Origin of the sequence: Pontibacillus yanchengensis Y32 (assembly GCF_000770635.1) — a bacterium.
Taxonomy (GTDB): Bacteria; Bacillota; Bacilli; order Bacillales; family BH030062; genus Pontibacillus; species Pontibacillus yanchengensis.
Map to the genome: position 1 here is coordinate 130,372 of NZ_AVBF01000001.1, position 20,578 is coordinate 150,949.

Annotated in this window: 21 protein-coding genes; 16 read left to right on the forward strand and 5 right to left on the reverse strand. The window is 40.4% G+C overall.

What is annotated here, in order from left to right; translation table 11 throughout:
- The first annotated feature begins 127 nt into the window (after positions 1–127).
- On the forward strand, positions 128–490 hold the full coding sequence (locus N782_RS00595; RefSeq protein ID WP_036815176.1) for a DUF2178 domain-containing protein: 363 nt from the start codon (positions 128–130) through the stop codon (positions 488–490).
- 165 nt (positions 491–655) lie between these two features.
- Complete coding sequence (locus N782_RS20885) at positions 656–832, forward strand: DUF1508 domain-containing protein (RefSeq protein WP_084102927.1); 177 nt, start codon at positions 656–658, stop codon at positions 830–832.
- 74 nt (positions 833–906) lie between these two features.
- On the opposite strand, the gene N782_RS00600 is transcribed toward N782_RS20885, so the two are convergent.
- Positions 907–1,341: a DUF6398 domain-containing protein gene (locus N782_RS00600; protein ID WP_338048231.1), complete on the reverse strand. Its 435-nt coding sequence runs from the start codon at positions 1,339–1,341 to the stop codon at positions 907–909.
- Between the two features lie 78 nt (positions 1,342–1,419).
- On the opposite strand from N782_RS00600, the gene N782_RS20550 reads away from it, so the two are divergent.
- The 5 genes from N782_RS20550 (at position 1,420) to N782_RS00625 (ending at position 6,327) form a co-directional block, all read left to right on the forward strand.
- Positions 1,420–2,190, forward strand: coding sequence for a hypothetical protein (locus tag N782_RS20550; RefSeq protein WP_052111077.1), 771 nt, complete (start codon positions 1,420–1,422; stop codon positions 2,188–2,190).
- Positions 2,191–2,321: 131 nt separating this feature from the next.
- Positions 2,322–2,645 (forward strand): hypothetical protein, encoded by a 324-nt coding sequence (locus N782_RS00610; RefSeq protein ID WP_036815182.1) that lies wholly within the window; start codon positions 2,322–2,324, stop codon positions 2,643–2,645.
- A gap of 234 nt (positions 2,646–2,879) precedes the next feature.
- Positions 2,880–4,892: a right-handed parallel beta-helix repeat-containing protein gene (locus N782_RS00615; RefSeq protein WP_036815184.1), complete on the forward strand. Its 2,013-nt coding sequence runs from the start codon at positions 2,880–2,882 to the stop codon at positions 4,890–4,892.
- 182 nt (positions 4,893–5,074) lie between these two features.
- Positions 5,075–5,863: a membrane protein gene (locus N782_RS00620; protein WP_036815186.1), complete on the forward strand. Its 789-nt coding sequence runs from the start codon at positions 5,075–5,077 to the stop codon at positions 5,861–5,863.
- A gap of 2 nt (positions 5,864–5,865) precedes the next feature.
- Positions 5,866–6,327 carry a hypothetical protein gene (locus N782_RS00625; RefSeq protein WP_036815378.1) on the forward strand — a complete coding sequence of 154 codons (462 nt, stop codon included), beginning with the start codon at positions 5,866–5,868 and terminating at the stop codon, positions 6,325–6,327.
- Between the two features lie 127 nt (positions 6,328–6,454).
- Here the strand turns inward: N782_RS00625 and N782_RS00630 are convergent, their stop codons facing one another.
- Together N782_RS00630 and N782_RS00635 are read right to left on the reverse strand one after the other, a co-directional pair.
- Entirely contained in the window at positions 6,455–6,799 is a 345-nt protein-coding gene (locus tag N782_RS00630; RefSeq protein WP_036815188.1) for a DUF3221 domain-containing protein, read from the reverse strand.
- 176 nt (positions 6,800–6,975) lie between these two features.
- On the reverse strand, positions 6,976–7,422 hold the full coding sequence (locus N782_RS00635) for a DUF4064 domain-containing protein (RefSeq protein WP_036815381.1): 447 nt from the start codon (positions 7,420–7,422) through the stop codon (positions 6,976–6,978).
- Between the two features lie 256 nt (positions 7,423–7,678).
- On the opposite strand from N782_RS00635, the gene N782_RS20555 reads away from it, so the two are divergent.
- The 4 genes from N782_RS20555 to N782_RS21395 all read left to right on the forward strand — a co-directional run bounded on the left by N782_RS20555 (position 7,679) and on the right by N782_RS21395 (position 10,587).
- Positions 7,679–8,881 (forward strand): hypothetical protein, encoded by a 1,203-nt coding sequence (locus tag N782_RS20555; RefSeq protein ID WP_052111078.1) that lies wholly within the window; start codon positions 7,679–7,681, stop codon positions 8,879–8,881.
- Between the two features lie 220 nt (positions 8,882–9,101).
- Complete coding sequence (locus tag N782_RS00650) at positions 9,102–9,992, forward strand: PP2C family serine/threonine-protein phosphatase (protein ID WP_036815194.1); 891 nt, start codon at positions 9,102–9,104, stop codon at positions 9,990–9,992.
- A gap of 97 nt (positions 9,993–10,089) precedes the next feature.
- Positions 10,090–10,392, forward strand: coding sequence for a DUF5316 family protein (locus tag N782_RS00655; RefSeq protein WP_036815196.1), 303 nt, complete (start codon positions 10,090–10,092; stop codon positions 10,390–10,392).
- An 18-nt stretch (positions 10,393–10,410) separates the two neighbouring features.
- The gene (locus N782_RS21395; RefSeq protein WP_161783049.1) at positions 10,411–10,587 is read left to right on the forward strand and encodes a hypothetical protein; all 177 of its coding nucleotides are present in this window, start codon (positions 10,411–10,413) and stop codon (positions 10,585–10,587) included.
- Between the two features lie 41 nt (positions 10,588–10,628).
- Here the strand turns inward: N782_RS21395 and N782_RS00660 are convergent, their stop codons facing one another.
- Positions 10,629–11,204 carry a hypothetical protein gene (locus N782_RS00660; protein ID WP_036815198.1) on the reverse strand — a complete coding sequence of 192 codons (576 nt, stop codon included), beginning with the start codon at positions 11,202–11,204 and terminating at the stop codon, positions 10,629–10,631.
- A gap of 357 nt (positions 11,205–11,561) precedes the next feature.
- Here N782_RS00660 and N782_RS00665 point away from each other — a divergent pair, with 357 nt between their 5' ends.
- The 5 genes from N782_RS00665 (at position 11,562) to N782_RS00685 (ending at position 18,441) form a co-directional block, all read left to right on the forward strand.
- Positions 11,562–13,052 carry an outer membrane protein assembly factor BamB family protein gene (locus N782_RS00665; RefSeq protein WP_036815201.1) on the forward strand — a complete coding sequence of 497 codons (1,491 nt, stop codon included), beginning with the start codon at positions 11,562–11,564 and terminating at the stop codon, positions 13,050–13,052.
- Positions 13,053–13,202: 150 nt separating this feature from the next.
- Complete coding sequence (locus N782_RS00670; protein ID WP_036815204.1) at positions 13,203–14,717, forward strand: Ig-like domain-containing domain; 1,515 nt, start codon at positions 13,203–13,205, stop codon at positions 14,715–14,717.
- A 579-nt stretch (positions 14,718–15,296) separates the two neighbouring features.
- Entirely contained in the window at positions 15,297–16,139 is an 843-nt protein-coding gene (locus N782_RS00675; protein WP_052111079.1) for a glycoside hydrolase family 16 protein, read from the forward strand.
- Positions 16,139–17,473 (forward strand): glycosyltransferase family 2 protein, encoded by a 1,335-nt coding sequence (locus N782_RS00680; RefSeq protein ID WP_036815207.1) that lies wholly within the window; start codon positions 16,139–16,141, stop codon positions 17,471–17,473. The genes N782_RS00675 and N782_RS00680 overlap by 1 nt, the downstream gene beginning before the upstream one ends.
- Positions 17,474–17,505: 32 nt before the next feature.
- On the forward strand, positions 17,506–18,441 hold the full coding sequence (locus N782_RS00685; protein WP_036815209.1) for a polysaccharide deacetylase family protein: 936 nt from the start codon (positions 17,506–17,508) through the stop codon (positions 18,439–18,441).
- 1,102 nt (positions 18,442–19,543) lie between these two features.
- On the opposite strand, the gene N782_RS00690 is transcribed toward N782_RS00685, so the two are convergent.
- A complete protein-coding gene (locus N782_RS00690) occupies positions 19,544–20,350 on the reverse strand; it encodes an Ig-like domain-containing protein (protein ID WP_036815212.1) in 807 nt (268 codons plus the stop codon).
- Between the last annotated feature and the right edge of the window lie 228 nt (positions 20,351–20,578).

Genomic DNA, 20,578 nt, shown 5'->3' on the forward strand with positions numbered 1-20,578 from the left:
ACTGTTGGAGTAGTATTTTTATTCTACAATTTGTGGATTGGTTTAAGTATTGTGATTTGTTCACTCGCATTTGAATCAATCTGTTTAATAGTATTTATTTTAAAAAATGGAAGGAGGGGCGATCATAATGAGCAAGAAAATGTTTAGAGTGCTTGTCCTTTTTGTAGTGATAGGAATTTTCCTTGTTACCTTTTATGTAGATATGTATAAGCAATCTACGCTCATACCAATTGGTGTCGCTACGTTAGGTGCTATCATTATCCAGATTGGGTTAAGTAATATCAAAGAAGGAACTAGTGATCAACATTCCAAAAAGATAGAAGATAAGGCAGCTAAAGCTACTCTAACCATATCCTTACTTGTCGCCAGTATAGGAAGTGTCCTAATAAGTTTTCAAAACGAACAAATATCTACCTTCCTAACTGGTTACGTTTCTTTCACCATTATCACCTTCATCCTAATCAAATACATCTACAAAAAAGTAATCTGAGATTAGTGGGATGGGGGGGATAGTGGGATGAGGGGACAGGTCCCTCATCCCATTATTGAGATTTGGGATGGAGGGACAGGTTCCTCATCCCATTTTTTGTTGTTTCGAGATTCATCATAGCGGGAAGGAAAATACTAGAAATTACAAATGAAGGGGGCTGCAATGATGTCAGCTAACGGAGATTCTATTAATCTTTATAAAGATACTACGGGTAGGTGGCGTTGGCAGCGTAAAGCGTCCAATGGTGCGATAGTTGGAGCTTCTACGGAAGGTTATGTGAATAAAAATGATTGTAGAGACAACGCGAAACGGAATATGGTCGAAGTGAGCATACATGAATAATGAAAATCTCCCAGTGTTTAGGCGCTGGGAGATTTTTTTTACGTGGAGTGGGACGAGGGACCTGTCCCTTCGTCTCATCTTTTAGGAACAATGAAACCATCTATTATTTGCATGTTATTGAATGGATTGTCCTGTTCTATTGATTGTATTGTGAAGTCTGGGTGGAAGTGTCCCAATTTGAACATCTCTCTAATATGTTTAGATTTTTGAGAAGTTGTGCTTTGTTTTGTCCCAAAATACTCCAAAATTACATCTAGTGAAGCATAGGGTTCAGTGCTTTTATCAAATAGAAAGTTGATTGTACCTAGTGCGTGAATGACCCCGGCAGCCCAATTCTCAATCTTCCCTCTTAAGAAAGGAACCTCTTTTTTTCGAGCCATTTTCTCGATAAGTTTTTTACTGAGCTCTGCGTATTCGTCAGTTATGTATTGGTTGCAGAAATCGGTGGTTAAATCTATTAATTGTTTCTTACGAGCTTCTATTTTTTCTTTATCTTTTGCGATATGTATCTCCTCCTTTTACGTGGATTATAACACAATAGAGTGGGATGGGGGGACAGGTCCCTCGTCTCAGACCAAGCAAGGTTTATGCTAGACTATAATTTTGACATAATAATCAGTACAACGCTTGAGACGAGGGACCTGTCCCTCCGTCTCACATACAGGGGGGAGAATAAAATTAAACATTATAATCAATTTACTAAAGGAAAGAAAAAGAATAGAAAAGGGCGTTTGGCTAAAGCGCAGGAGTTTATCGATAAATATAAAGGTAAGGAACTTTATAAAGGATATGCTAAGCATTTTAGTATTGATAAGCTTGTGGCTATACGAGATTTAGAACAACTTGGCTATGAGTTTAGTGAAGAATTTAAAGAAGAAATGGTAGCAAAGCATGAGAGAATAGTTCAACATCGCAAGCGAAAGAAAGAAGAAAAGAAACAAAGAAAGCAGCGGGGAGAGGAAGAAGCTCTTTTCGATAGTGATGAGAACTTCGCTTTCATAGCGGGGTATACATCAGGGGGCTTTCCGTTTGGGGTTCCATGGGACGATTGGGATGAGCCACATTTGGAAGTAGATGAGGAATTCAAGAGAAAACAGTTAAATGATTATGAAGAGGCTTTTTCTGAACAATCGGTGGTATATGTGGAACAATTAAATCAACAAGAGCTTCAGGAACAGAACATTATGCTTGTTGATGAGGATGCACTTGATCAAGCCAACTTTTCTAAAGGTGTTCAAAAAGAGGAAGCTCTCGAAGAGGTTTTTGAGCAGCTTATACAATGGAGAGCGGGCAATAAGTCATCTGATGAAATGATGGATTCGCTTGTTCATTTTACGGATAGGCTTTTCATTGAATAGAGGGTGAGATGAAGGGACAGGTCCCTCATCCCACCCCCAAAAATGGCGGGACGAGGGGACAGGTCCCTCATCCCACTCTCCAAACTGGGACGATGGACCTGTCCCCCCATCCCAAAAGAAAGGGTGAATCCATGAAAGAGAAAAAATCAAAAGCTGAACGCAGGCGCGACCGGGAGATTTTGGAGCTTTATCATAAAAAGGTGACAGAAGAGGCGCTAGAGCCATTATATGAATACTTTGAGCAGTGGAAGAATGGTGCTTATCCTTATGATGAGTTAACGGAACGGATTCATGAGTTTCATAAGGAGAATCAGGAAATCTACAAGAAATTCAACTATCATGGAGGTGAAATGCTCGTCTTTGAGGCAAAGAAAGAATTGGACATGTTCTCTGAAAAAGATTGGGAGAAAGAGCACTATCATCGATTAAAAGTATTGTTCAACATGGATGACTGATGTGGGATGGAGGGACAGGTCCGTCATCCCACTCTCCAAAATGAGACGCGGGGACAGGTCCGTCATCTCACCCCCGAAAATGGGACGAGGGACCTGTCCCCTCATCCCATCCCCGCATCCCACCCAAATCCCATCACAGGAAACATTTTCTTGTATATCACACCTTTTTCAAGTGTTAGAATTTCTTAGGAACTTATTGGGAGTTTCTACTAATACATAAAGGGGATTTACAGCATGAATAAACTACCATATAAAGTGATAACAGGAGCGCTTGTGGCTTCTATGGTGACGCCGGCTATTGTAGCGACACCTCATGCACAGGCTGAAACGAATGAGATTCAATCGATTACGTTTGAAGCGGATGATAGCACGGTTGAGTTCGCGTACGACGAGTTTGCTTCAGCTATTTTCGATGAGAGTTCTCAGACGTATGAGTTTGTTTCGAACCACAAGATCAATGGTATCGGCATGGATCAGGATACATACGTGAAGTACGATGATTTTGCGAATGAGATGCTCAGCAATGAAGACGAAAATCGCAACGCTCACACGATTTTGAATGATCTATCAGATAAAAAAGAAACGACGTTCACTGAGGATAAGGTAAAAGAAGTAAAGCCATACACGACGACGCACTCTATCAACGTCCTTTCTGATAATAAAGTCGAAATGAATGGCTACGAATATACACTAGGCAAAAACGTGCAATCCATTTTTTCTAATCCGAAAGCGTTTGAAAATGCCAAAGCTTCCGTACGTGTTGAAGATGGCGTAATTACGAAGGTCAATGAACTACACCTGAACGCTAGTGGGTCTGCGGAAAATCCACTTGTACTAAATGCATCAGATGCGACCGTACATGGAGCGGTACATGTTGCTGGAAATCATGTTTCTATTAAAGGCTTAACCGTTGCAGGCAATCTTCAGGTCGAGGGCTCTAATATAGAGGCATCTGATGTGACAGTGGAAGGTCAACTAAAAATAGATTCCGCGTCCTACGAAATGTCATCCGTTTCTGATTTTGCTGTGGTGGATCAGAACTTGGCCAGTGCAACAGCTGAGCACGGTATGATTTTTGTAAAAAGTGGATCGTATAACATTGATGAGCAATGGACCATTTCGAAAAATGTTACGGTGATTGGCGTAGGAGAAGTTTCCGTTCAAGCAACAGCAGATAAGCAAGCGAGCTGGGGCAACGCAAATGGTGCTAAGCACTTGATTTCCCTGCAAGGTTCAGAGGCTACGCTAAAAAATCTATCCATCGATGCCATAGGCACTTACGGTGTTAACACGTATAACCAAGCGGATGTGACCCTTGAGAACGTGCAAATTGACAACGGCCAAGGTGCTGCTTTGACCGTGAACGGCTCTTCCGTACAAGCAACAGAGCTTGCAACCTCTGGCAATGCCTGGGGAGCAGTGAACGTAGACCCTGGTAGCGGTGTGGAAACAGCATCCACGTTCACCATGAACAGTGGCTCTCTAAATGAAGCTGTCCAGGTATGGTCCGATGGCAGTAACGTAAGCGAAAAAGCCACCGTCAGCGTTTCCCTACCAGACGCTTTTGAAAAACAAGCATTTGCCGGAATGGAAAATCGCTATGTATGGACCACAGAACCGATGCCAAACACTGCATCCATCACACAAAATGGAGAAACAACGCTGTATCAATCACTAACTAACGCAGTTGACGCAGCACAAGCAGGCACTACGATTGAACTTGCAGCTGGCACGTATAAGCTAAGTGAACAACTTACACTTGAAAAAAATACCTCCATCGTTGGCGAGGGAGATGTAACGGTTCAAGCAGAAGACGCTAGGAACTGGAGTGAAGCAAATGGCTCCAAACATTTACTGTTAGTATCTGGAGCAGAAGCTTCCGTGAAAAATGTTACCTTCGACGCAGCTGGCACATATGGCGTGAACACCTATGCAGAAGTTGATCTTACCCTTGAAAACGTAAGTATCCAAAACAGTAAAGGCGCAGGTCTAACCGTAAACGGCTCAACAGTCGAAGCAACAAACCTACAAACAAGCGGCAACGGCTGGGGAGCAGTCAACGTAGACCCAGGAAGCGGAGTAACCACAACATCATCCTTCACGATGAACAGTGGCTCCCTTAACGAGGAAGCCCAAGTCTGGTCAGACGGCAGCAACGTCACCCAAGAAGCAGACGTACAAGTTACATTACCAGAAGCATTCAAGAAAAAAACAATAGAAGGCACACAAATCTGGACCACAAAATAATGGGATGAGGGGATAGTGGGATGAAGGGACAGGTCCCTCATCCCATTTATAAGTAAATCGACTCATCTGCTTTTGGTATTTAAACAAAAAGAAGAAACCCGTGAATTGGAAAAGAGTTAGAATAATATAGCAGTATTATGGAAAATTAAACCTATCAGTCAACAAATGAGGATGAACTGGCATTGGATAATTATACGAATAATAATACTGCTAGAAGGTATAAAGCTCATGTGAGTACCATGGGGACAACTCAATTTCATTTAAGAAACCCTTATATTATTGCATGGTGGTCAGTAGCTTTTCCTGGTTTTGGACATCTACTATTATCGAAATATTTAAGAGGTTTCGTACTATTTGCTTGGGAAGTGATTGTGAATTTAAATGCTAACGTCAACTTAGCGATGGTCTATTCCTTTCAAGGAAATATATCCATGGCGAAAGAGGTCTTAGATACTCGTTGGCTTCTTATCTATATCCCTGTATATATATTTGCCATCTGGGATAGTTATCGAACAACAGTTGATATGAATAAGGTTTACGTACTTGCAGAGCGAGAAGATCATGAGATTAACACCTTTAGTATCGGGGCGTTAGAAATTAATTATTTGGATAAGAGGAGTCCCTTTTTTGCTGCATTATGGTCGTTGTTTATGCCTGGATTAGGGCAATTATATATTCACCGAATTATTACGGCATTCGTTGTCATCATTTGGAGTGTTATCTTTTTTTATTACTCTCATCTGTTAGAAGCTGTATCGATGCTTTTTTTAGGGGATATAACTGAAGCGACCAAAGTCTTAGAGCCAGAGTGGTTACTGATGTTTCCTTCCGTATATGGTTTCGCTATATACGATGCTTACATCAATACGGTGGAGAATAATAAACTTTACGAGAAAGAACAAAGGCGTTTTCTCAAGAAAAATTACCAAGCAACTACGTTTCGCATTATAAAAGGGGAGAAGTTGACATGAAAATGCAGCTATTTTCAACTTTTGAAAATCATGCTTATTTAGAGATAGCGATTACTACTTTAGAAAAAATCGGAATCAAACAGGAAGACATATACGCAGTTCCCCTTGATAATCGTCAGGAAAGTGGAAAACTATTTGATACAATGCATAGATCAGATGGAATATCACTTATTGATATTGCGATGCCATTAGCAACAGCCTTTTCGGTAATTACGGCAAGTATAGGGTTCGAACTAAAATGGGGACCGATTTATTGGGGGTTAATTGGAGCAATTAGTGGTTTTATTCTTGGAATTGTGATTCGTCTGCTGTTTGTTTTGAAAAGTAAAAACAAACAGCAAAAACTAAAGGGAAAACACTCCGAAGTTATCCTCATAATAGAATGTGAGGAAGCAAAAGGAGAAATGGTTGAAAAAATCCTATGGGAACACCTAGCCATAGGAGTCGCCAAAGTAATGGGATGAAGGGATGGGATGGAGGGACAGGTACCTCGTCCCAATTTGGGATGAAGGGACAGGTCCCTCATCCCATTCCATAAAAAATAGACTTCCTACGGCTGGAAGTCTATTTTTTATCCTACATATGCATCTACTAATTTGACACTACTTTTATTTTTTCTGCCGTACGCAGAGGAGGATCTGATGAAGATTGAGATCCATCCCAATTAACAATTATCTTATTACCAATTTTTAAACTTTTGTACTCTTCCCTTGGGAAATGATAGTAAGCTCCATCTTCTTCTTTAGCCATATCTTCTAGTTCCTCAGCATTTTTATTAGAAATCTCATCTTCACTTGTGTTCGGAATCAACAATATTTCGGTAAGATTATTTACGTCATCTTTCTTCAAGGCAACGATTCCTTCCTGTTGATTTGAAGATTGACCGCAAGAACCTAATACAAAGGCAACGAGAATGAAGGGTATCAACTTTTTCAAACGGATGACCTCCTTATAGAAGTGAAATCAAGTTTTCACGTTTCAGATGTTCTAAGGGTATCATATTTTTCCAATTTTGTAGCATTTAAAAAAGGGAGACAAGAGGCAGTAAATCTGCCCTCATGTCTCCCTTACCTATAACCAGAGTGAAACAAGGAACCTGTCCCTCCGTCTCACTACACCTCAACTGTTTCTGGTTCGGATACTTTCGGCTTTCTAACAAGTGCCATAATCCCAGCGATTAAATAAGCAACACCGCCAAAGAAGCTAAGGAATAACGTAGCAATAGTGCCAATAACAGCTGTTACGATTAAAATAATGCCTGCAGCTTTTGGTTTTTTGTTCCCTTTTAAAAAGAAGAGAGACAGCCCGCCTAATCCTATGCCTGCTAAGGAAGCAACCAATAGATACGTAGTAAAACTACTAATCATATTAGCCATTTCCTCCAGGTTGATTGTCTGTCCGCCCTCCATTTGGGAGTACGTTTCATTTAAGGAATCTTGAAGCATTTGCTGGAATTCAGGATCGCCCTGTACGCTCAAGAAAATAATGCTTAGTCCAAATAACCCTGTAAACATAACCATACCTATTATAGTAATGATAATTTCTGCTTTTCGGCTCATATATAAACCTCCTTCAAACATGTAACATAGCTCCCTCTACTATATCATGGTAATGGCAATAAGACATAACTACAGCATTTACCAATTTGTTAAGTTGAAAGAGCCCCAAATGGGACGATGAACCTGTCCCCCCATCCCAGCCAGTGAGACGAGGGACCTGTCCCTCCGTCCCACCAACTTGAGGCAAAACAACCATGGAAATCCTCTTCATTAAAGTCGATATAAAGAAGGTACGATAATGGAGAGGAGACGTGTGATGTTTCGCAAAATATTGGCTTGTTTGCTTTTAGGAAGTATGATTACTGGAGGAATCCCAGTGCATGGAGAAAAGAAGGATTATCGCTCCTCTTATAGCACTTGGGTATGGAGAACGTATCAAATCGTTAATCACCAAGAGGAGTTGTTTAGGGAACTGGAAGCAAAACGAGTCCAAAAGGTCTATCTGCAAGTGAACAGGGATATTCCAAAAGAGGAGTACAGAGCCTTTATTCAAAAGGCTAGTGCAAAAGGGATGGACGTATATGCATTAGAAGGATCGCCTAGTTGGATTGAAGCAGACAATAACCGAGCTTCGTTGTTCAAAAGTTGGTTGCAGAAGTATCAAAAAGAGGCTGGTCCGTCGCAGGAGTTTACTGGTATCCATCTTGATGCCGAGCCCCATGCGCATGCCATGTGGGATACAAATCAACAAACAGCCATTACAAGATATCAAGCTATCATAAAATCGTTTCGTAAAAAGGCTGCTGACTTGAATCTCCCACTTGAATCAGATCTACCCTTCTGGTTTGACGGTGTATCGTATGATAACAAATATGGAAAAGGCCGTCTCAGTGACTGGGTCATCCGGAACACAGATGCGGTGACCATTTTAGCGTATCGAAATTTTGTTGAAGGTCAGAATGGCATCATTCCATTGATTGAGCATGAGCTGGAGTACGCTCACAATATGAACAAAAAAGTAGAAGTTGGGGTGGAAACAAAAGATATGACCCCTGACTATTTGACTTTCTTTGAGCTGGGGCAAAACCAAATGAACAATGTCTTTGGAAAAGTAGCTACCCATTATAGTAATGTCTTCAGCTTTAATGGATTTGCCGTTCACGAATTTAATAGTTGGCAAGAGATTAAAAGTGACCCGATTTCCTATGAAAAAGACAACTATATACTGTACAAATCGAAGAAGAATGTTGGCGAGGATCATAACTGGGTGATTCAACTGAATACGGAATTAGATGAGAACTCTATTAATAGTAAAACGGTCTATGTAAAAAAGGCTAATGGAGAAAAGGTAGAAGTAAGCGTGAACCTTAAGAGCGCTGATCGAATAGTGGTTCAACCACCAAACGGAGGATATGAAAAAGGAGAATCTTATACATTATTCATAAGTAACGAAGTGTTATCAACCCAAGGAAAAAAGCTGAAAAACAGTGTATTCATGCCATTCCTAATAAAAAAATGAGACTAGGGAGTGGGACGCAGGGACAGGTCCCTCGTCTCATTTTGATGAGGGGCTCCTTTTGGGATGAGGGACCTGTCCCTCCGTCCATTCCTTCACCACAGTAAAGCGGTGGGGGTCTGGCGGTGGGGGTCTGGCACCCCAATGAGCAGAGGGACCTGTCCCCTCATCCCATTATCGTTTATACTAAAGTCAGTATAGTTTAGAAATGAGGTGGGTTTGCATGATCAAGCATTATACGATTCACTATCAACAAGGTGTGGGTGTTGAGAACGAAGATGCTTATGTCTTGAATGAAGAAGCGGGTATCTATGCTGTAATCGATGGGGCAACGGGGATTGGTGGACTTCCTGGGAAACTATCTTCAGCAACGATGAAGGAAGCTATGGATGCTGCGGAAAGTGGCATGTCTCTTTTTAAAGAGGTATCGCGAGCTAATCAGGAAGTAGGCAAAAGGAATGCTGAACAAACCGGTCATCATCATATTGAGGATGTTCCCCGTCAGGATCGTAGCACATGTGGGATGGCAGCGATTAAGCTCTATGAGTCTGGCCAAATGGAGTTCGCTCATGCTGGGGATTGTATGTTGTTCATTGAATATAATAACGATGATATCCGATGTGTAACCTATGATCATGTGTCCAAATTTGATAGCGTGACAATCGCTTCTGTGGAACAAGCCTGGGAGAATATTTTGCAGTCAGGGGAAAATCCAAACACATGGCCTCAGGAAAAATTCATTCAAACGCTAAAAGATATTCGCACACAGAATATGCCGATTCTGAAGCGCAACCGTTCCAACATTAATAAAAAACATGGCTATAGCATCATAGATGGAAGCAAAGATGCCGAACAGTTCATGGAGCATGGAAAGCTCTACTTACATAACGCGACACGAATTCTCATGCTATCCGACGGCCTTCAGCTACCCGATAGCAAAGCCAATGGCCAGGAAGTTTGGGTGGAAACCGCTAAATATGCTTTTGAACATGGCCTAGAGAAGCTGCAGGAGCGGGTGAACGATCTTGAAGAAACAGATCCTGCATGCATCCAGTATCCACGGTTGAAGCAGGCGGATGATAAGACTGGGGTTTTGATTGAGTTAATAGAATAGTAGATAAGCGTCGCTTCTCCCGTGATTGGAGGAGCGATTTTTTGATATGAAACAAAACTCACCTCCATTCGTATAACAACTAAAGGAGAGATGCGTGATGCTCAAATATCTAGGTATCGGCTCGGTCATTACGCTAGTAGGTCTAATCCACGGCTTCTACACAAAAGATTGGGAAATGGCGCTGACCATCATTGGTGTAGGTGGTGTGGGGCCCTTGCTTGGCGTGGCGTTACTGACCGGAATTTTTGTGAGCGGCGACCAGCATCGATTTAATAAAAAAGTGGAGATGGAAGAGGATAAGCAGAAAAAAGATTCATGGATTACGAGGTTGTTGATGATTAGTGCGCCGAATATTGGATTATTGATTGTGTTGTTTGTGGTTAGTTATGTAGCAGGGTAAGAAAGGAGGAGGGGAAGAGTGGCATTTATTCCTTTTCCTATATTTGGTGTTGTGTTTGGCTTTATTGGTGTGTTTGTCAATTTGAAAAATGTTATGAATGGCGATATAAGTGAAGCATTCGTGGGGATATTTCTAGGAGTTATTGCTGGTGTATTAATCGATATTTTCTTGCTACTGGTAAATAGGTTGAAATAAGAAAAAGGGTCTACTAACCAAAGTAGACCCTTTCTTCATCCTTAAAACCCTTCCATCGCCTGATCCTTCAACTCTTGCTTCCACTGCTCCTTCATCTGCTCATAGTTTTCTTTCACCTCAGAAGCGGCTTCTTTGCTGTGGCCGTTTTCGGCTAGTTTCGTTTGCATGGAGCTATAAATATTGTTGAAGGCACTGTCCATATTGGATTCTAAGCGATTTGCGGCTTCTTTGTATTTTTGATAAAAGTACGAGTAGGAAACATCTTCCCCGTTGTTTTTCTTCTTTTGATATTCTGCTAAGGCATGTTGAGCTAGTTCATCTATTTTGGCTTGGGCTTGTTGTTCTAATTTATCTATAGCTGGTTGATGATTTTGTTTGATTTCGCTTACGGATAAATTTTCATCCTTTGATGTGTCTTCGTTGGTAGATGATTGAGATTGTTGGTCATTGCTAGACTTCGTTTGTTGCTCTGATACCTCTACCTGGAATTCAGAATCGACAATCTCGTCCACTTGCTGATCGGCTGTATCGTAATCCTTCAGGAAGAAAAGGTAAGCTACCCATCCTGCTCCAATCAGAACGATACTAAAAAAGATAATGCCAATCCATTTCCTCATGCATGTTCACTCCTGAATGGGACGCTGGGACAGGTCCCTCATCCCAATTGGGACGAAGGGACAGGTACCTCGTCTCATCGATTTTAGATGAATTATAGCATGTGTGGAAATAATGTTAATAGCACAAAAGTCCAGTTTACGCTCTCAATTATTGGATTGATTACTAGATTGTGTTAGATTTCTTCTAGTAGTCGGTGCCAGACCCCCACCCTGATAGTGCGGTGACGCTGTAACGCGGTGGGGGTCTGGCACCGATAAAAAGGCACCGATAAAGGCAAGAAGGGAATATCATGCAATTATGACGGGTATTTATCTACATACGTACGAAAAAGTACCATACAAAAAGGAGCGTTACATATGAAAAAACTAGTGCACAAAGCCAGGTGGGCTTTATTACTTGGGTTGTTGTTACCAATACTCCAGCCTGGTTCAGCAGAGGCTGCTTTTGGTCCTGATGAATGGCTGGAATACAGATTAAATGATGCGAATAATCCAGTGTATCAGTCTGAAGGGGAAGCTCCTCTAGAGAGCAAAAAGTTCGATACCAATGATCAAATCCGTTCCACGCCAGTTGTGGTTGGGGATCGTATTTTTATTGGGAATCATAATACTGGAGATTTGTATGCGTATAACATCAAAACAGGGGAGCAGTTGTGGACGAATCAGGCACCGAACTGGGTGCACTCGGAGATGATTTTCCATGACGGGACGTTGTTTGTTGGATTTGGAAATCGCTTTTTTCAGGAAAATGGTTTACGAGGAACGAAGGAAAGCGGTGTAATGGCGCTTGATGCAGATACAGGCGAAACGCTGTGGACTGCGAAGACAGAAGGCGAGGTCATGCCAACACCTGCGTACCATGATGGCTTTGTCTACGCGGCGACTGGCGACCGCCATTTGTACAAGCTGAACCCTGAATCAGGTGAAGTGAACAAAAAAATTGAGATGGGCTCCACGTTTAGTATGTCGTCCCCGAATATTTCCGATGGCAATTTATTTGTAGGTGGAGGAGCACCGAAGCCATACACCTTCTATTCGGTGAACTTGGAAGCAGATGAGATTGCGTGGCAAACGGAATTTCCGGATGCATTCGCTGGACTCGACGATGTCCCGCCTGCTATGGATGAAAACATCGTCGTTACAACAGCGCTTGAGAAAAAGACGCTCTCCTTTAAAGAAACGTATCAGCAGGAAGGTTTCTTCCAAATGTATCAAGAGATGACCAAGTGGCTATTGAATATAGAAAGTCGCATCAAAAAGCCCGAGCATATGATGTATGCCATGGATAAGGAAAGTGGCGAAATTTTATGGGAAAGCAGCCTTGGCATTGGAGACATGGTATCGAATAATAAATCAGGCGCTCCGATGATTTATGATGGGAAGATTTTTTTAGGAAGTCCGATTACAAAGACGTTTTACGCTTATGATTTGAAAACGGGAGAGCAGCTGTGGAATTTCCCTAATGCTGTAATGAAAGCTCCACCTGTAGCAGCAGATGACGTTGTGTATTTCACGAATAAAAAAGGATTTGTGCATGCCCTTGATACAGAGACAGGCGAAGAGATCGGACGCAAGCTACTTGGTGGAAAACTCGCCCCATCCGGCCCGATTATCATGAACGATACGCTAATCGTCGGGAGCCAGGATAGCAACGTATATGCACTACCAACAGAAGAAATCCGCAGTGCGTCTGATGAATATGATCAAGAGCTAGCTGCAACAACGAGCGATAAAGGTGGTTATGTATTTTTTGCTTATGTACTGCCATTACTCGTGGTTGGAATTATCGTCGTAGCAGTGATTGCTATCATTAGAAGACGGGGCGGTGCCAGACCCCCGCTGCAGTAGTGTGGTAAAGTGCTAGAATAGGGAAGGAGGCCAACGCGGTCTTGTTCCCTTTTTTTAGTAAGGCTCAACTCCCATATAATCCAAAAACTGTTAAATCCCTCTTTAAACCACACCCCAAAAAAGATACCATTAACAAAAAGGAGGCGTACTATGAAAAAATTCTACCTATCTATGATGTTGGCCGTTATTCTTAGCTTTGCTGGCATGCAGAGTCCTGTCCTAGCTGAATCAAACTCGAACGAAAACATTGCCACCGACAAAATGTGGACAATCACATTCAACACCTCGATCTCACTAGATTCTGCAAAAGAACAAATAAACGTACATAATCAGGATGGAGAGGCTATCTCCACCACGATCTCCTATGGATCCAATGAAAAACAAATTCAGGTTCACCCACCTAAAGAAAACTACGCTCCAAACACAACGTACACGCTTACGGTTCAGGATGAAATAAAAAGCAAAAATGGTGTGAAAGCTGCGAACCCTCACACCATGGACTTTACTACCCAGAAGGAAGGTTGGGGAGATTTTCACTCCATAAAAGAAATGCAAATAAAGGACCCTCAAGGGGAAGCCTATACAGTTCATTTCCTAGCTGATGAAAAACCCCCAGCTGTCACTTCTTCAACCATGTGGTTTGATAATCCATACAAAGCTGAATTCAAACTTGCTCTTGAAAGTAATACGTCTAAAAAAACCGTATCTACTCCCATTGCAGATTCAGAGGACACCACCTTTTATCAAAATGAAGCGGTAGCTTTAGATGATTTGGTGAGGAAAATAAACGATAGCGTATTTGTGATTTCTCAAATGGCATACTCCTCTTCCACAACAGATTATTTTTATACTGTAAAAGATGGCGAAATAGAGCCAATCACCTTTTCTTTCGCAGATGGAGAAACGTCCACTAACATAATGAACACATTTAAAGAGTTTGAACATCTAAACGAAAACACTTATCAACAAGCTTTTTATAATAATGCATTTGGCTTGACGCTTCATACACAATACACGTTAAACCACAATAATGTAGTGTTTAATCAACAACAAGGTATGGATAAAAAAGAATTCCAGAAAAAAGCGGAGCATATAGTAGATTCTGTACACGAGATCTTTTACGATGACCTTATAGATACTGTCGGCAGTTCCCAAGAGCGCGATTTCTCTAGAATAAAAGATGACCTACGCCCGCTGGTTACGCAGGACCATATGAAGGAAATAGAGGATGCTTACTATGATGTCTGCTTAGAGTGTGAGGCGTGGTACATGAATGTGGATTGGTCTTGGGATATTCACATGAATACCTTAGAGAATACACCTAGCCACATGACAGCAGAGACGGTTGAGTTAGAAGGCAATCTGGCTTCAGGAGGCTACGATGTCGTTTCGCTTAAAAAGGAAAACGGAAACTGGAAGCTCGCCCATTTCCAAGGAAGTCTGTTTGATAGTAACCGTCATTTAGATTTATCAAAAGACCAAGCCAAGCAAATTGCCCTAGAGCTGAATACAGTGAACAATGTCACTTACCTAGGCAAAACAACACAGGAAAATACAGACCATAATGGAGATACGTACACGACCACTATGTATCGCTTCTCCGTTAATGATGGTGAAGTAACAATGAAAGTAGACGCATCCACAGGTGCCGTTAGCGGTGCCTGACCCCCACTCCGGTAGTGCGTTAAAGCGGTATGGATCGCATGCACATGTTATACTATCCTTAAACAGGGTTAGCTGGAGTGATGCTCATGCTAGAGAAACTAAAACAGTTGTTTACACCGAAGCAATGCGCTATCTGTAAGCAAAAACCACAAGAACCACGACCGTATTACAATGATCAGGGCGAGAAAGTGCTCGTTTGTCAAAAGTGTGTGCCTTATGCAGAAAGGCGCGCGATGCGTCGGGTATAGATTGTAGGTAATAGAAAGGACTTCCTTGAGGGGGAGTCCTTTTTATTATTTATCTATATTAGTCGGAACCTATATTTCTCGTTACTACGAATTTAGGAAAATTTCGTCCTATGTTAACGAAAGATATCAGTTTATTAAATTACCTTACAATGGCTGCCATATTTCAGGGGATAATGTAAGTTATTGCGAACTTGTCGTTCGTTATAACACTTTATAGTATAAGTAATATAGTGTATAATGAGTTAAACGTTCTTTAAAAAGAACGAAATAGGTGATTTGTAAGAATTTTTAAAGTGATCTTTATATATTTTTGAAGAGTGGTGAGATTCTCTTGAGAAAAAGATCAAATATTGGTATCACCGTTCTAATAATCAGTGTATTCACTTACATTATTACACAAATGGTGAGTGATGGTAATGCTAACATGACTTATCTTAGTAGAGATCATACAGAGAAAAGTATAGAGCACTTTAACTATCCTATTATCCATGATGGGTGGGAATTAATTTGGAGAGATGAATTTGATGGAGATACAGTTAATCCTCAAAAATGGAATTTTGAAGATTGGGCAGCAGAAAAAAACAATGAACTTCAATATTATACTCCTGCCAATGTCACTCAAGAGGATGGGTACTTAAAGCTCATCAGTAAAAAAGAAAAGTTTAAAGGAAGGGATTATTCTTCAGGGGCTATTCATACAAAAGATTTATTCAGTTTCTTGTATGGAAAAGCTGAAATGCGAGCGAAACTACCAACGGGACAAGGTATTTTTCCGGCGTTTTGGATGATGCCAAATAAAGAGCAAACCTGGCTACCGGAAATAGACATTATGGAGATGGTCGGACATAAACCCAATGAAATATGGATGGTTTTACACTGGTTAAATGATAAAGGCGAACTACAAAGTAAATCTAATAATTATATTGGTCCAGATTTCTCTACAGATTTCCATACCTATAGTGTCGAGTGGACACCAAAACAAATAACGTGGCTGATTGATGGAGAAATAAGGTATGTTGAAGATCGTTTTATACCTAATGAACCAATGTATTTATATCTGAATACAGCTATAGGTGGGAATTGGCCAAAAGCCCCTGATGCTACCACACTGTTTCCTCAATTTTATTCAGTAGATTATGTACGTGTATATAAGTATAGAGGAGGGGGGAAGTAATGTTACTCACTACATTAGGGATTTATCTCGTGTTTCTTCTTTTTAGAATATCTTACATCTTTATTCCTATTTTTTCTGTGAAGAATAAGAAAGAATTATTAATTTCTTCAAAGGAAAAGTCGATTAGTGTACTTGTGCCAGCCTATAATGAAGAAAAAATCATTTTGAATTGTTTGAAAGGAATACAGACTCTTAACTATACAAATCTTGAAGCCATTGTAATTAACGATGGCTCAAAAGATGAAACATTCAATATCTTAAATGATAACCTGAATTTGAAACCCATTAATCGATTGGTTAGAGATGAGATGCTCTCTAAGTCAGTAAAGGGATACTATCAATCTCGGCATTACCCATATATTTTCGTAATTGATAAAGTGAATGGCGGGAAGGCAGATGCGTTAAATGCTGGTATTGATATAGCTGATAAGGAGCTTATTATTACATTAGATGCTGATAGTGTGTTGGAATACAATGCATTACAAGCTATGAATCTGGCATTTGATAATAAACAGGTTATTGCTGCTGGAGGGGTAGTGCAGATTGGACAAGGATTTCGTGGTAGTTATTTAAAACCTAAGCCTATTTTTATATCAAAGGGATTAATCAGATTTCAAATCATTCAATATTTTACAGATTTTTATTTGCATAAATTAACCCAAACGAAAATGAATTCAATCACGGTTATATCAGGAGCATTTGGCGCATTCCGCAACTATGCATTACGGGAAGTTGGAGGGTACCGTAATACTGTCGGTGAAGATATGGATATGACCCTGAGAATTCAGAGTCTTATTAAAACAAAATATAAGGGATTTAAAATGATCCTGGTACCAGAAGCCATTTGCTTTACAGAGTGTCCTCAAACCTTTAATGACTTGTATAATCAAAGAATTAGATGGCAAAAGGCATTTATTGATTGTATATGGTATTACAAGTTTTCTTTCTTCAGGAAGCTTGGGTTTGCGCCATCCTTGTTCTTATTAGTTGATTCATTGTTATTAGGTACCCTGAATGCAATTATGATGGTGTTTCTTCCTTTGGCATTGCTCTTATCACCACAGTATTACATGATATCACTGGGGTTATTTACCATAACGTACATTCTATCTTGTTATCAAAGTATAGCAGCAATAATGATTTGTAAGAGATTTGGAGTTGTCTATTCGAAGGGGGATTATTCAAAAATTTTATTGTTTATCCCACTTGAGATTATTTCGTATCGGTTACTTGGAATTCTTTTTGTAACAGTAGGTACTGTTTTGTATTTAAAAAATAAAGAAGATTGGAAGGTTTCACGTAGGGTAGGTGTTAGTTATCAAACTTATGATTAAAAACATATCCTACTAAATTCGGAGGGACAGTTATGAAAAGATATCTTTTCAATATCATTTTCTTAATGTCGTTTATCATATTGTTTTCAGGAGCTTTTATGTTTTACTATGATGATTTTGCCAAAGCATTTTCACGTAATGCACTTTTTTCTGAAGATAAATCTTTTAAAATCAAAGAGTGCCAAAGGTGGACTGATGACATCCGTGAATTTAATTTAATGATAGGAGAAACGGCTGAAAAGATACCAGTATTGATGTATCACAGAATCATCGATGATAGCGACATAAGTGACGTACACTTTAATGAAAATAACAATTTATTAGAAACAGTGGTGTTAAAGTCAGAATTTGAGAAACAAATGCAGTACTTGCATGATGAAGGATATGCTGTTCTTAATTTACAGGAGTTTTTGAGTTTTATAAAGAATGAATTTGAGGTTCCTGAAAAAAGTGTATTGATTACCTTCGATGATGGATTTAAAGATAACTTTACTGAGGCGTATCCGGTGCTCAAATCTTACGGATTTACTGCTGTTGATTTCATAGTTACTGGATTGGTTTCTGAACAGAAAACTGAATATGACCCTAGAGAATTTCAATACTTTAGTCTCCATGACATAAAAAATAGCTGTGACGTGTTTCAATTTCAAACTCATACGTATAACTTTCATCAAAGAACAGAAGATGGAAAAGCTTTTTTAGTTTCAAAATCAAAAGAAGAAATAAAAAGTGATTTAAAAAAAAGCTTGCAAAATCTAAATAATGCTAAAATTGCCATTGCCTACCCTTATGGTAGTTATGATAAGGAAGCGATTGAAGCTGTAAAAGATATTGGATTTAATGTGGCATTTACCGTTCAGGGAATAAAGGCTAAGCCTTCCAAAGATATATACGAGGTACCTCGAATTGCCATAACTTCAGATGATTCAATTGGAGATTTTAGACAGAAGCTTGAAGGAGAACATTAACAGATAGTATTTGGATTTAAAATATCCTATTATTATAAACAAAAAACCTTATTGCCTCAGGATCTCCTCTTGAGTGCAATAAGGTTAATTTAGTATTGTATTCACGTGTTTCTCCCCCTAGAAATCGGCTGGTTCCTCTATCTTCTCGGTTTACGTTGATCAATCATATCTCGAATTTCAGCTTCTGTAAGGATCATTGGTTTTTCCTCCCCCTGTTTTCGTTTAAGCGTATCGAACTACATACAAGCCATCTATCTCGGACGGCGTTCTTCCATGATGTGCTCAAGCTCGAAATCGTTGTAGTTATACATACCATCTACCTCCTTTTTTGTGTACATCGTTTATCTTGGTCTGCGTTGGTCCATTTCATACGCTACTTCGAATTCGTTAAACATGCTGTCATCCTCCTTTTGGTTGGTGAGTTGTTGTTGTGTTTCTTTCTATCTTTAGTATAGGGAATGGCGCGATTTTCCATAACGGTTGCAAGCATGAACTTTTACCGGTCTTTAGACGGAGGGAGCTCTCAGACTGCCCAGGAATGGGACATAAAAAGCCCCACAGGCTTAATCTAGCCTGTGGGGCAATAATGATTTCTGAGGATAAGCGAGCAATACTGATACTGTATCGCCCAGCGATATGCTCGCATCGGGTGGATATATCGCCTAGCGATATACGTGCTATACCATAGGTGTTGCTCGTACCGCCGCCCGATACGCTCGCTCAAGGCCCAATTCATGCTTATCGCCCGGCGACATTCGCACTGTAGCACAGGTAATGCTCGTACCACCCAACGACATACGCGCTTTAGCACAGTTCATCCTTGTACCACGCGGCTGATGCTCGCTCCGGTCCAGTGCATGCCCATATCGCCCAGCGACATACACGTTCCTAACAGAGGTAACGCCGTATCGCTGGCCGATATTGCGCAATCTGGCGGCACTTAAGCTCACCTCATCCACTAATATGTATGCTCTAGCCTAATGTACACTCGTATCACCAATCGATACGCTCGCTCTTCCGCAACACAATGCTCCATCACACAAAACCACTACATCACAAAAAAAGACCTACAAGCTCCAAAGAGCCTGTAGATCTTTTCATCTTAATATCCTAATTCAACGAGAGAAATATCAACTAATTTAGAAGACTTCTCTGTGGTTTCAAAGTCTACTAGTAGTTTGTAGTTATCGCCGATATTTTCATAAATCATGATGTAGTTGTTACTACCGATTGTGTTGACACCTTCATAAGATGGCTTACCTAGTACTTTAACGAGTTCATCACGGTGAAGGTCCATGTCAGATACATAGTTTGCAAGAACATGGATGTACTCGCTCTTAACTGAGTAGCCATATCCATACCCTTTGTCAGGATAGCTCATAATGTCTGCGCCTTCTACTTCACTTGTTTCAAAATCCGTGCCTACTTCGTCCTTCACATCCTGCTTCGTTACGCCTGTTTGAAGTGGCATGCCTTTCATTTTGCCTTCCATTAATAGCTGTGCAAATTCTGAATCAAGATAAGGGTCTTCGTTTCCTGATTCAGCAGTTGTGAAGTCCATCGTTACTTCTTCTTTTAATGTTTTACCGTTGGTGAATTGTAAGTCTGAATCTACATTTAATGTGTAAGCTGTATCAGGATCATAGTTATCTGCAGGCGCATAAACGTAAGCTTTTTTACCATCAAATGTTACGACATTTTGTAGCGCTTCGCCTTCCTCATTCATAACAGCGATGTATTTGCGGTTAGCAGCCGCGTCATCCACCTCAGTGTTAAAGGTAATCGTCCACTTTTTGCCTAAGCTTACGTCATCCTCTGCTTCCATTTCTGTTGCAGCGCTTACGGAAATGCTAGAAACAAGCATAATTAAGAACGTAAGCATGACTGAACTCCAAAGTCGTTTGTGCATGAAATACCTCCATTTAAATAGATAGTCTGTCATTCTATTCCCATTTTGGAATGATTTTACGCATGGGATCATCCCTTTAGACGAAACTATGAAAAAAAGGTTTCAAACGATTTAGAAAATATTATATTGTAAATCCTTTTATCTCAAAAATCTTCCTTTCGAGAAAAATTCCTCATTTCCGTCATATGTGGGTTTCAACCCTTGCTACTAGTGGAACAACTCTAGTAC